This window comes from Planctomycetia bacterium, from assembly GCA_016795155.1.
Taxonomy (GTDB): Bacteria; Planctomycetota; Planctomycetia; order Gemmatales; family HRBIN36; genus JAEUIE01.
Map to the genome: position 1 here is coordinate 51,560 of JAEUIE010000025.1, position 13,298 is coordinate 64,857.

The 13,298-nt window shown below is 50.1% G+C and carries 9 protein-coding genes; 3 read left to right on the forward strand and 6 right to left on the reverse strand.

The window, feature by feature from the left end:
* Window positions 1-2: 2 nt before the first annotated feature.
* Complete coding sequence (locus tag JNJ77_10240; GenBank protein ID MBL8822955.1) at window positions 3-641, reverse strand: hypothetical protein; 639 nt, start codon at window positions 639-641, stop codon at window positions 3-5.
* A gap of 86 nt (window positions 642-727) precedes the next feature.
* Window positions 728-952, reverse strand: a complete 225-nt coding sequence (locus JNJ77_10245) for a hypothetical protein (GenBank protein MBL8822956.1) — start codon at window positions 950-952, stop codon at window positions 728-730.
* A gap of 639 nt (window positions 953-1,591) precedes the next feature.
* On the opposite strand from JNJ77_10245, the gene JNJ77_10250 reads away from it, so the two are divergent.
* The 3 genes from JNJ77_10250 to typA all read left to right on the forward strand — a co-directional run bounded on the left by JNJ77_10250 (window position 1,592) and on the right by typA (window position 6,543).
* Complete coding sequence (locus JNJ77_10250; protein MBL8822957.1) at window positions 1,592-2,938, forward strand: DUF1501 domain-containing protein; 1,347 nt, start codon at window positions 1,592-1,594, stop codon at window positions 2,936-2,938.
* A 604-nt stretch (window positions 2,939-3,542) separates the two neighbouring features.
* Window positions 3,543-4,511: a sigma-70 family RNA polymerase sigma factor gene (locus JNJ77_10255; protein MBL8822958.1), complete on the forward strand. Its 969-nt coding sequence runs from the start codon at window positions 3,543-3,545 to the stop codon at window positions 4,509-4,511.
* 190 nt (window positions 4,512-4,701) lie between these two features.
* Window positions 4,702-6,543: a translational GTPase TypA gene (typA, locus tag JNJ77_10260; protein ID MBL8822959.1), complete on the forward strand. Its 1,842-nt coding sequence runs from the start codon at window positions 4,702-4,704 to the stop codon at window positions 6,541-6,543.
* 94 nt (window positions 6,544-6,637) lie between these two features.
* Here typA and JNJ77_10265 read toward each other — a convergent pair whose 3' ends face one another.
* The 4 genes from JNJ77_10265 to JNJ77_10280 form a co-directional block, all read right to left on the reverse strand.
* Window positions 6,638-8,527: a hypothetical protein gene (locus JNJ77_10265; protein MBL8822960.1), complete on the reverse strand. Its 1,890-nt coding sequence runs from the start codon at window positions 8,525-8,527 to the stop codon at window positions 6,638-6,640.
* Window positions 8,528-8,848: 321 nt separating this feature from the next.
* Complete coding sequence (locus JNJ77_10270; protein ID MBL8822961.1) at window positions 8,849-10,462, reverse strand: hypothetical protein; 1,614 nt, start codon at window positions 10,460-10,462, stop codon at window positions 8,849-8,851.
* A 254-nt stretch (window positions 10,463-10,716) separates the two neighbouring features.
* A complete protein-coding gene (locus JNJ77_10275; GenBank protein MBL8822962.1) occupies window positions 10,717-11,607 on the reverse strand; it encodes a hypothetical protein in 891 nt (296 codons plus the stop codon).
* Between the two features lie 67 nt (window positions 11,608-11,674).
* Window positions 11,675-13,255, reverse strand: coding sequence for a serine/threonine protein kinase (locus tag JNJ77_10280; protein ID MBL8822963.1), 1,581 nt, complete (start codon window positions 13,253-13,255; stop codon window positions 11,675-11,677).
* Window positions 13,256-13,298: the final 43 nt, after the last annotated feature.

The following is a 13,298-nucleotide window of genomic DNA, read 5'->3' on the forward strand; positions in this document are numbered from 1 at the left end:
AACTAAAATGCAAAACGTTTTCTTGCGATAAACCCCTTATGTATCGGCGGCAAGTCCCAATCGGGTTCTGCTTCATCCAGTTCCATCTTTATCAGGTCTGATTCCTCAACTAATCTCAGTAAATACTCTTTATACTTTTGGACTAATTGCTGCTCCAACTCAGCAATAGTTGTTGCCTTGCAGCGGATGTTCGGCATGGAACGGACAAAGGCAACATAATAGGGACGTTCTGTCGAGGGATTCTTGATAATCTCGTAGTAAAGGAATTTGCCTATGCAAGATTCGAATAAAGTAAAAACACGCTGATATGCCAATTGCCAGGGGCGATGCTCCTTATCTAAGCAATCAACTATCAATTTCATCGAATTCCGTGCTCTAATGTAGTTGTCTGGTTTCTCAACGGGTGTAAGTTCCAGGTGATGACTGACCTGTTCACGTTTGTGCCAGTTTTCAAAGTTTGTGGATTCACCAACCAGGAACTCCTTTTTCGCAAGCGTCGTTACTTGCCATTCTGGTGTAAAAGTAAAGGGTAATTCGATTATTTTTATTCCTGCAGTGAATCGATGATTGGTCGGCACAGGTGGCAGCTTGCAGACAGGTTCAAAGGAAACCAGCATCCAACTTATCAAGATCGTTAGCATGGCAACCTCCTCATGGTTCATGCTTTTGCTGTGCTATACCAAGGTGCCAAAATGCTGCAAGTCAGCAATTCTCTTCGGCACGCAGTCTAAAACGTAAACTGTAAACCCAGGAGATAGCCGTTATCGAACCAAAGAGGTGGTTGAGCCAGAAGCGGGCCATACAGGGGCACGCCATAACTGGGAGTTTCATTTCTCTCCACTTCGATGAAGTCTTTATCCTGCAGCATCTTCAATAAATACTGTTTGTAGTCCGCAAGCAATTTCTGCTCCAATTCTCCCATGCTCGTTGCCTTGCATTGAATATTTGGCATCGAACAAACTCTGGCGGCGTAATACGGTGATTTGATAGTAGGAGTATGCAGTAACTCATACATCAATACTTTCTTGATGTACGGGAAGTCGGACCAGCTTAGTTGAATGTCCAAGTGCCAGGGGCAATGATGTGCTTGCTTTTCTTCATAGCCGATTAGGCCGTAAAGTCGTGTACAGAATCTCTGTGCTTTGACTGGCACTATCACAGAGTAATCTGTTCTCTTTACAAAGACTGATTTCCAAGTTTCCCTGTTTGATTTTGAAGGGATACTTTCTACCTTGCTGTCACGTTCAGCAAGTTCAACGACTTTCCATTGCTGAATACGAGAGTGATTGTCACACGTTGCAATAAGCTTGAGCATTCTCGGCGTTTTTACTGACTGCCAGGAACAGCAAGAAGAATGATGTCAGCATGGTAACCTCCTTTTGGTTCATGCTTTCTCTGTGCTATAGCAAGTGGTCACAAATGCTGCAATATGGCTTTGTTCCACTGCAAAACACACAAAATAACATATCAAACAGGCCGTTATTCCCCAATTTCCCTTTGCACTCACGGAACTTTGTAGAGTAGATTAGGGTTAGCTCATAAAGCCGTTTGTTTCATCCAGAACGCTATTCGCCTATCAAGGAATTTCGCTATGTGGGGCATGTCTACCGGTGGCATTGGTCGACGTCATTTTCTGAAACATATGGCTGGCTTCTCCCTGATGGCTGCTCCCAGCATCAGCTTTGTGCAGGGCCTGCATGCTATGCAGAGCAAGCTCAAAAAGGAGAACAAGAGCATCATCATCCTTTGGATGGATGGCGGCCCCAGTCATATGGATACCTGGGATATGAAGCCGGGTGAATCGACAGGCGGACAGTTCAAGCCGATCAAGACCAGTGCCAATGGAGTCATGATCAGCGAGCATCTGCCCCTGGTTGCGAAGCAGATGAAACATTTGAGCCTGGTCCGTTCGCTGGTAACGAATGAAGGTTCGCATGAGCGTGGCAGAACACTGATGCATACTGCCTACGCTGCCAACCCTGCCATCACATTCCCCAGCCTGGGAGCGGTTGCTTCGCAGCAGATTGCACCTAAGGAACTTGCTATACCCTCGTTTGTAAGCGTGAGTCGTCCCTCTGAAGGCCCCGGCTTTCTGGGCATGACTTATGCACCGTTCAATGTACAAAACCCAGGCAGCATGCCTGATAATGTTGATCTGCCTCGCGACCTCGGTGATGAACGCAGCAAAATTGTGCGGGGTGATTTCCGTAAACAGTTCCTCGCCAAGGTAGAGAATCAGTTTGCTGCCCAGAATCGTGGCGTTGCAGCCAGTGCCCATACCGATGTATACAAGAAGGCATACGATCTCACTTACTCACAACTCAAGAACGTCTTCGATCTGAAGATCGATGGCAACAAAGCGATGGACAAGAAGTACGAAGAGATGTATGGCACCGATACCTTCGGTCGCGGTTGCCTGCTGGCCCGCAAACTGGTTGAAGCGGGTGTTACCTGTGTGGAAGTCACACTCGGTGGTTGGGATAATCACAACAACATATTCCAAGCATTACACAACAGCAGTACACCAAGTGGCACAGGCATGAACAACCGTACCGGACTCCTGGATCGATTGGATAAAGGCATGGCTGCCCTGGTTCAGGATCTCGTAGATCGAGGTATGTGGAAAAACACTGTTGTAGTCTGGATGGGTGAATTCGGGCGTACGCCGAAAATTAATCAGAACGGCGGACGTGACCACTGGGCCCGCTGCTGGTCAGTGGCACTCGGTGGTGGTGGCATCAAAGGCGGCATCGTTCACGGCTCCACCGACAAAGACGGTACCAGTGTTAAAGACGACCCATGCACAGTGGGTGATCTCTTCGCAACTCTCTACACAGCTATGGGAATCAATCCCGAAACGGAAATTCGCGATCCATTGGGACGACCTCGAAAAATTTCAGGTGAAAAAGCAGGAAAACCGATCAGCACCCTCATTTAACCGGCTTGTTGCCCCTGATACTGCTGACAGGCAATTTCCGGGAGTTACTCAGGATCAGCAAGTTTTTCATCTTCTCTGCAGGTGTTAGTTTACGCTTCCTGTGGCTCTTCCGCAGTCATGAATTTCATGGCTCATCTGACCCTTACTATTTACCATTCTTTGCAAGTATGCCCTTGCATAAGTACCTTTCACTGCTTAGAATCCATTGTCCATACGACGACGAAATGACTTTGATAGTGCTGAACACAGTTGATCATTACAGGATGTAATGCTCGTGTTGATAAGGCTGTTAGAGCAGTGGAATGCTTGACATTCCGTTTATGACTCGCAACGAAAAACTGGCGCATGCCCCTTTGGTTGGTCTTCCAGGGATGTTTGGACCGACGAGTGCTTCGTTGACCAGATTGTCCCTTGACCTCTCCGCCTTCCGATGAAGCGCGAACTCAAGGCCACCAGAGGAAACGTGATGAAAACGGCAAAGCCCATTAAGAAGAAGAAAACCAAAAGCAAACCCGCTATGGTCTCCGTCAAGAAAAGTGCAGCTGCTGTCAAAACCAAAGCCAAAACCAAGTTGACCACCATCAAGGTGCATACACAGCCGGAGATGCCTGAGTTTTATCTTCCCACCATCTACTCCTCTGATCTGCTCACTCCTGAAGAAGAACGACAGCTCCTAACCAACTTCTGGGAAAACAAGAAAGAACTGGTTCGCCAGCTTCTCAAACATTACGCCAAGCAACTCAAGCAGCATCGTCCGCCGATGGAACCCTGGCCCATGGCCCAGTTCATCCGCGAACATACCACTTACGAAGTGCGCAAGCATACCAGTATCAAGCCAGTCTTTGAACGCTATGTGACGTTCAAGCATCGACTGGCTTCTGCCAACATCCGCCTGGCTGCTCACGTCGCCAAGCGTTTCCGCCATCATGCCCTGGCTTATACCGATCTCCTGCAGGAAGCAGTGTGTGGTCTGATGCAGGCGATTGATCGCTTCGATGTCAGCCACGGTACACGATTGGCAACCTATGCAACCTGGTGGATTCGTCAGACTCTGCAGATAGCAGTAGCTCGTCAAAGCCACCTGGTGAGCCTGTCGCCTCACCATCTGCAGGAACTTGGCCTCTTGCAGCAGGAATCAGAAGCACTGGCTCATGGCGGCAAGCACCTGCCTAGTTCACAAGAACTGGCCAAGCGTACTGGCAGCAGTCTCGAACACCTGACTCACTTGCAGACTGCTACACGAACTCCTGTAAGTTTGAATGCTGTTCTCGATGATGACAGCGATTTCAAGCTCACCGAAGCGATGCCTGACAACAATACAAACATTCTTCGCGATAACAACGAACGCCAGGAAGCACTCAACTACCTGATGGATAACCTTCGTCCTCGTGAACGGAAAGTGCTCGACCTACGTTTTGGCCTGACCGGCGCCGGCGCTCACAGCCTGCGACAGATCGGCCACTTGCTTCGCATCAGCAAGGAACGCGTGCGTCAGATTCAGAACCGTGCTTTAGAGAAGCTTCGAGGTTCTGCTGAACGAGTTGGATGGGAGCCAAATCTACTGCTCGACTGATGCTTTGGTACTGATTGATAAGAAAACCAGGCATTCGCCTGGTTTTCTTCGTTTCAGGCTTCTCACAATCTTCAACCGGTCGCGTCGCTACTTAATTTGACCGGTTTCCTATACTAAACAGTTGCCATGTACTTCCGGAGGATTCTCCCTCAGTCCGGAGTTTGCAGCCAGACTTGGGGACAGGAACTTTATGAAACGTAATGATATTCGCAATGTTGCCATTATTGCTCACGTCGATCATGGCAAAACAACCTTAGTGGATGAAATGCTGCGTCAGTCGGGTCTCTTCCGTGCCGGGGAACTCGAAAAGCTCGAAGGCGGCCAGCATGGCCTGATCATGGATTCCAACCCGCTGGAACGTGAACGAGGCATCACGATTCTTGCCAAGAACTGTGCCATCAAGTGGGGCGATACCAAGATCAACATCATTGATACGCCGGGCCACGCTGACTTTGGTGGCGAAGTGGAACGTGTGCTCCGCATGGCAGATGGTGCTGCACTACTGGTGGATGCTGCAGAAGGCCCCTTGCCTCAGACGAGGTTCGTGCTTCGCAAGGCATTTGAATGTGGACTGAAACCTATTGTGGTCATCAACAAGATTGATCGGCCCGATGCGCGTGTTCAGGAAGTGCTCAACGGCATCTTCGATCTCTTTGTCGATCTCGATGCCGATGATGCTACCTGTGATTTCCCGGTAGTATATGCATCAGGCCGCAATGGCTGGGCCAAGCTGAGCATGGATGATGAAAGCAAGGACTTGCGCCCACTCGTTGAAACCATCATGAAACATGTCCCTCCACCTGATGTGAACATGGAAGCTCCTGTACAGTTCCAGGTGAATAATCTTGATCACAGTGAATTTGTAGGCCGCATCGCAGTTGGCAAAGTCTACGCAGGCAAACTCAGGAAGAATCAGCGGGTTGCAGTGCTCAGCCGCGATAACAAACGGACTGATTACAACATCAAACAACTGCTCACCTTCGACCGATTGGGTCGAAACGAAGTGGAAGAAGTCACCGCGGGAGATATCTGTGCTATCGTCGGCCTGACTGATGTGGAGATTGGTGATACGGTAGCAGATATCGATCATCCCAATCCACTTCCGGCTTTGAAAGTGGATGAGCCTACGCTTACCATGCTCTTCCGCATCAACGATTCGCCCTTTTCAGGCCGCGATGGTGAATATGTCACCAGCAGGCAGTTGCGGGATCGACTGTTCAAGGAACTTGAACGGAATGTAGCTCTGCGCGTGGTGCCTGTCGAAGGCAAATCAGATGAGTTCATGGTATCAGGCCGCGGTTTACTCCACCTCGGCATTCTGCTGGAGACCATGCGCCGCGAAGGTTACGAACTCTCTGTCGGCAAGCCTCGAGTCATCATGAAAGAAGAAGGGGGCATGAAGCTGGAACCGGTGGAATATCTCGTTATCGAGTGCCCGCAGGGTTCTGTCGGTGCTGTCATGGAACTGGTGGGTAATCGCCGGGCTGAGTGCCTCAAGATGGATGCTCGCGGAGAATTGACTCACTTGGAGTTTACCATCCCGGCACGCGGCCTGATCGGTTTAAAAACCCGATTGTTGACTGCCACCAGCGGGCAGGCGATCATGCATCATACCTTTTATGACTATCAACCGAGCCGGGGCACCATTCCATCACGTGTGAACGGAGTGATGATCGCTACGGAAACCGGGCCAGCTACTTTTTATGCCATCGAAGGACTGCAGGATCGAGGCGTCATGTTTGTTTCGCCTCAAGATCAGTGTTACGAGGGCCAAATTGTAGCAGAGCACTGCAGGGATAATGATCTCCCCGTAAATATTGCCCGTGAAAAGAAACTGACCAATATGCGTAATGCCAATGCCGAAAAAACCGTGGTGCTCAAAGCTCCTCGTCAAATGACTCTGGAAATGGCATTGGAATACATCGAAGACGATGAACTGGTGGAGATTACCCCCAACTCCATCAGGCTGCGCAAGATGCTGCTGAAAGAAGCTGATCGCAAGCGCTTCGATCGCTCAAACCGGGAAGGATAAACAACCTTCCACTTACATTGCAAGACACACTCATCCAACAAAACAACCCCCAAGTATGACTTGGGGGTTGTTGCATTGTTTCAACCTCTTCGCATTAGCGGCTATATCCAGCCTGCTGAATACCTGCCTGCTTCATCATGGAATTGATGGCTTCGCCGGCAGCTTCGCGAATGCGTGGGTCTTCATGCATGCAGGCCTGACTCATGAGTGCCACCACCTGAGGCCGGGTTGATTTCAGGGAAGTCAATGTCCGGATAGCAGCGATTTTGACAGCTGGAGAGCGATCCATTTGTACTGCCGTCATCAGCGCGTCTTCTACATAGGGTCGAACGGTAGGAAGAGTTGCCTGTTCCAGACGCTGAGCTGCCCACTGGCGGTTTTCCACTTCCCTGGATTGAGCCAGTACATTGATCAGGTGTAGAGTGTTGGCTACGGCATCGCCCTGGCCGTTATTCATCTGGTACATACCCATCGAAATTTGAGCATTCATGCAATCGCCAAAAGGCTGATTCAAGCAGGCGAATGGCACCACTTGCGGAGCACTGTAATAGGCACGCATGGAGCAGGAATTCATGGTGCAGAAGGCAGGGACTTCAGGTTGTGGTGGTGGTCCGCCGGGAGTTCCATTGCTGGCACTCAGACGCACACCAGGAACTGGTACATTGATGTCGCAGGTGCGGGCACGATGACCTTTGATACGACGGCCATGGCCTGCATCACAGTTGCCATCGCCACACTTGCCTCGGCAAGCATCGCAACTGCCTTCCGCACCACCGCATTTGGAGCAAGTACCAGCTTTGTTGTCAGCACAAGGGTCGCAGGCTTTGGTTGCAACTGGTGCACACACTTTAACAGGTTCGCAGGCAACCTTAGCAGGTTCGCAAGCAACCTTAGCTGGCTCGCAAAGTACTTGTGCTGGTGCACAAGCCACTTTGGCTGGCTCACATGCTTTGACTTCCACTTTGCACGGTGCAGGTGGGCAGGCAGTCTTCACCGGTTCGCACTTGGCAACAGGTGCTGCACATTCCACCTTAGATTGAGCACAGGGAGTGCATTGATCGCAATGCAGGGTGACCACTTCGTTGTTATCCAGTGCCTGGCAACGGTGAGTCATTACGCCGTGCTTATCGCGAGCGGTACCAAGCACTTTGTATTTGCGAGCAACGCCATTTTCGGTCACAGTAATCACTTCACAGCCACCTACCAGTTCACGGCCTAATGGTGCAGTGCTTGCAACAGGAGCAGCGGTAGTTGCCTGAACAGGAACAACCGGTGCAGGGGTTTTGATGACTGCTGGAGGAGCAGATTTAGCTACATTAAGCGTGGGTGCTGTTTGAACAGCTACTGGCGAGGTGGTAACAGGAGTTATAACAGGTGTCGTAGTAACCACAGTAGTTTGCTTAGCGGCAGGTGTCGTTACCACTTTGGCAACTTGAGTTGTTACAGGCTTGGTAGCTACTGCAGGTGAGGTAGCAGCAACTGTGGAAATGGATTTTACTTCTTCCTTCTTAGTCATCACTGGAACCAGGCCGCCATCCATCGCAGCTACTTTGCTGGAGGCAGCAGTCGTTGTCGCTGAAGTGACAGGCTGAACAGCCTTCGTGGTTTTGACCATTTCAACCGGTTTGGTTGCTTTAGGCATTTCCATGACTACTGGTTTGGCAGGAGGAACTGGGCAGCCAGTGGGGCACGTACTATTGGTCCAGCGATAAATCTTGATGCGATCCACCGCTGACTTGGCCTGGAGGTTTTCAACGAGTGTCAGCTGAGCGTTGGAGCCAGTAACCTGAGCCTGCATGCAGGGTGAACCATCATCGAGTCGCCAGACCTGAGTAATCACGGCTTTTTCCGTGGGATAGTTCTTTTCCACCACGGTAATGGTTTTGCCCAGACGCTGGTCGAGGGCGGGGAAGGCATCGTCAGCAAATGCATGGCAGCTAGTGGCCAGCAGGCAGACGAGCAAAGCAGGTGCGATACGGGACATTGCCTGGCTCTCCTTGTTATGCCCCAACGCGCTGCCTGTCGAAAGGCCCTCCGTGAACCTGTGCGGGTTTGTCCACGGAGTCGGTGCGTGCCGGGCGCGCGGCTTCTTTCTGTAATGCCTTCACTATCGGCTGGGGTACTTGACAGGCATGAGACGAACGAACCGAAGATGCAGAAGATGCACAACACAGGGGATTGAGGATGTTCAACTTAATTAAGTTGACGATTAGGTAATTTGGGTAACATGAAACTTTCTTATTCCAGCACATAAAAAAATCGAGGCATGAATCTACATGCCTCGACTTTCGATGATTCTGATTATTTACTGCTTCTTTGGCAATGCCAAGCCGTTGATCTTCACTTCTGGCATCTGCAGATCAACCAGTACGGGTTCACGAGTGATAAACTGACCCGTGTTTCCAGCCACATCGGTTACTTCCAGCTTGAGATAGACCTGGTAAGGAGTGTTGGCTGGAACTCGCCAACGGAAAACACCATTATTAGGCTGCTTGTCAACCACCAGCTTCCACGGGCCAGTTGGATTCTCAGCCCACTCAATCTTGACTGGCCCACTAGCCAGATTGGCATCGATAGCATTCCATTTGATGTTTACCAGGTCTTTGCTCCCGGGAACCGTATCAAGCGGCGTGATGAGTTCGCAGACTGGTGCTGTGATATCAACACCGACACGAACCGCAGGCAACTCTCCAGAACTTGGAGCAGACTTTCCTAAGCCAGCACGATTCTTGACAACCATGGTAAAGCCGTAGATGCCTTCACCAGGAACATCAACACTGAACGGCCGGTTGGCATCTTCACGTTTATCAAGCAGTTGCCAGGTTTTTCCTGCATCCAGCGTGTAATAGAGTTCCAGGATGCCAACACCTGACGGGCCTGCTTTAACTTCAAAATCAAGATCAAGATGGAGTGAGTTGCTCCACAGCACTGGTCCAGCGTTTCCCCGTTGAAATCCGGAATAACCACCGGTTGGATTATTACCTGCAGTTACATTGGTTGCTGCCTGAGGAATCGTGGAGGCAGGCTTAAAACCTGTTGGTGCATTGTTGTTCGCTGCGTTGCTTGCAGGTGCAGGCAAATTGCCAAGTGCAGGTGCGCTGCCCAGTGCTGGTATGGGATTATTGGTGGAAACCGGTGGTGGTAAAGTACCATCCACTTTGGGTGCTGCTTGATTCTGAGTGGTATTGCTGGTGGTCAATCCCAATGGTGGAACCATAGGTGCGGGTGGCAGCATGGGACTCGTATTTCCACTGCTTGCGTTTGCCTGACCGGATCCAACCTGGTTAGAGGTAACCATGGTGGTTGCCTGGATTTCTGTCTGATCTTCACCCAGGTTTCCAGCTTTATCCTTGGATGTCACTCGAACCGACACTGTGCCCATGGCACCGGTATTGAATTGCTTTTTGCCATTGGCAACGGGTGTCAATGCAACGGCTTTCCAGGCATTGTCACCTTGAGCCCGGTATTGCAGGGTCAGGGTGTTCAGGTCGAGGTGTTCGTCCTGAACATCCCACGAAACAGTGATCTGATCGTTCATGCGTTCCTGTGCCTGGACTTTGACAACAGGTCGCTTGGTATCAACGATAATCTTCAATTGAGGTTGAAGATCAGTCTCTTTGGCTGGCACAGTCTGCCCGGTACGGTTTACATAGCTGACGCTAAACCAGTATGTGCCATCCTGTGGCGCCAGGTATTTGAAGAATTCATCGGAGGGTTTTGCCGTGGCTTCTTTCTTCCACGTTTTACCCTGGTCTTGCGATACAAACAGTGTCAGCGACTGAGCTTCCTTGCGGATAGGCTCCGTTAGCGTGATGGGAATCTGCCAGTCGCGTTCAGAAAGATGTTCGATATCGTCCTGCGCGAACACATTCGACGTGACGAAAAGACCAGCGAATAGGATGCATACCAGACGTTGCATCGCAACACCTCCCCCGTTGGACAGCCTGAATTGTCCGACATGGTTTCAGGCTGATGACGATCAACCGTTCAGGTCCCCACCTGCATTGATCGCACCCCTGCGCATGCGCAGGAGTCTGTTATGGTCGTATCGGTCTTGAGTGCATGAGACTTGATGGAATTAATTCTTTTAATAATTCATGCTCAAGAAAAAGAAGATCAACGTAGATTCGTTTCAACAATATAGGGTAGATAGGTAAAATCAACTCTTCACAATCAAACTGGTCGGCCCACAAAAAATCCACGAATTACTGCGATCAATACCAACAACAGTGTAGTGCCCACAAGACAGATGAAGATGATCCACTGTGCCAGAAACTTGTCTTCATGCAGGGTATCTTCCAGTTTCTGATATCCAAGGTTCAATAAGGTTTCCTGTACCTCAGGTGCAAGGGATACTTTGAGTGTACCACCGTAAAGCGTATCTTTCACGTTCGAACTGGAACGAGGCACCAGTTCTTCCTGGTACTCTATCGCATCTTGAAAGACACCATGGTTTTTCAGCCAATCCAAATTCACCGTCGGGTAGTGCATCATCCAATTGACAGGCATACGTTCATTAATCCAGCGATGAACGCTTTCAACTGCTTTCATATACAGTTGGCGATCAACATCTTTCTGACTCTGGCTACGTTCGCGATCCTTGACTTCCACAATCCAGGAAGTGGGGATACGAGGGGCATTGATGGTTGTCTTGACTACCCTGGTTGTGGATTTAGTGTTCTTAGACTTGGCTGTTATATTTGCCGAAGTAATGGCTTTGCGAGCTTCTTCCATACCGTCTTGAGCCGTTTGCAAGCTGTCTCGTATAGATTCACGAGCTTGATCAAGCCCGGAACGCAGTTCATCACGGAACTCATCAACAGCATCGCTGAAAGCATTTTTCGGACTATGCCGCTCTTCCTTCACGGAACCCATCCGCATTTTGGTAAAGCCCAGAAATACACTGACGACTACCAGCAGAACGCCCAGTCCAACCCACCAACTGGTTCCAGTGCGATGTGAGTTCTTGGATCGACGACCCATGACCATAGCAAGAACGATCAACCCACCCATTACGATGAAGATGAAATTGAAGTTCAGGTTAAAGGTGCCGTTAGAACTCATGATTTTTATCTGGGTTGAATGTCAGTATAGATCATTCGTTTAAAGTAGTTGTCGATTTATGTGAATATCAGGCGGTTCGCCACCGTAGTTTGCGGGAGGCTCTGGGCAGTGGCGCCGACCAGGGACTTGCTAATTGTATCACGATATTGGCTATGGTGAGAATAATCACTACAGCAGGAATTTCTCTACTGGCATTCAGATTTTCCGTGACTGCCTTTTCATTGCCCAGCATCATGATTCCAACGATGAGATAGCCCACAATTCCAGTGATCACGGTGGACCAGAAGTTGAAACGACTGGTGCGATAGCGCGGCGTTAATTCCCACCATCGTAGTGCAAACAGACCAACTCCGAAAAAGAATGCATGGTAGACCATGATCCAGAGCGTCTGCTGCCCAATCTGGTTACTGGTAATCGTGCGGGCATCGAAATTCAGTGGGCTCATGAAGCCTGACATGGCTCCGATGCCCAGGCCGCATGCCAACAGGATGGATCGCCGTGGCCAGGGGTCCCCTGGTCTTCCATCCCAGATTTTGCCGGTGATAAGAACTGTCCATGTCGTCAGGATCAGAGCGTTGAGCATCCCAAGATACTCACGAACGTGAAAATCACCTTTCACCGGGCCAACAATAGCTGCCCAGATCATAACACCGAGAACCGAAAACAGAGTGGCTTGAACCATAGACCAGAGCAATTCTGAGATCTTGTCTCGCCCCCAGCTGCCGGAGGAACTTAGTGGTACCGTGGCAGGCTTGCTTGGAGTAGCAGGGTAAGGAGTTGTCAACTGGGATGGGCTACCAGCCAGGGCAGCCACTGGTACAGGCATAGGTTTGGGCATGCTCTTAGGCACTGTCTTGCCTGCAATCTTAGCCACTTCTTCAGCAAACTGGCTGAAGGTCTGATATCGCTCTGCTGGATTCTTGACCAGTGATTTTTCGATGACTTCCTTATACTCCTTAGGCACCAGGGATAAATCAGCCTGGGAGGTGAGATGCTTCATCAATATCTCGCCCACTGTTTCACCATCAAACGGTAGTTTGCCAGTCATCATCTCATACAGCATGACACCGGCAGCATAGATATCAACCTGCTTGCCGTAGTTACCTGTTGAGATTTCCGGAGCCATGTAATGAACTGTACCGATCGATTGTGTCTGCGGACTTTTCTGAGTGCCACTGATGAATTTGCACAGACCGTAATCACCTACTTTGACCAGACCATTCTCGATAAAAACGTTGGCTGGCTTCAGATCGCGGTGCACGATTCCGCTTTCATGCAGCGTCTGCATGGCCAGGCAGAGTTCCTGGAAAATACTCTGCACCTGATCAATGGGTAAGCCTTCTGCGTGCCGGTTCAATACATGCGACAGGCTCTCCCCAGCTACATACTCCATGATGACCCAGTTATCGCCCTGTTCATCCATCTTGATGTCGTAAAGGGAAACCAGGTTTTGATGCTTCAGGTTGATGCACTGCTGCATGCCACGCAGTTCAACTTCTGCATTGCCGCGTACCAGCTTGAGGGCGACTTCCTTGCCTGCTTCAGAAACGGCATAGTAAACTTCACCAAACCCGCCCTGGCCAATGCCACGCTTGATGACATATCCCGATAGCGGGCGATCACCAGAGGTATACACGAACTTGGACATGACGTCACCTTATGATCACACGGTGCAAAGCCTGCTGTGCACC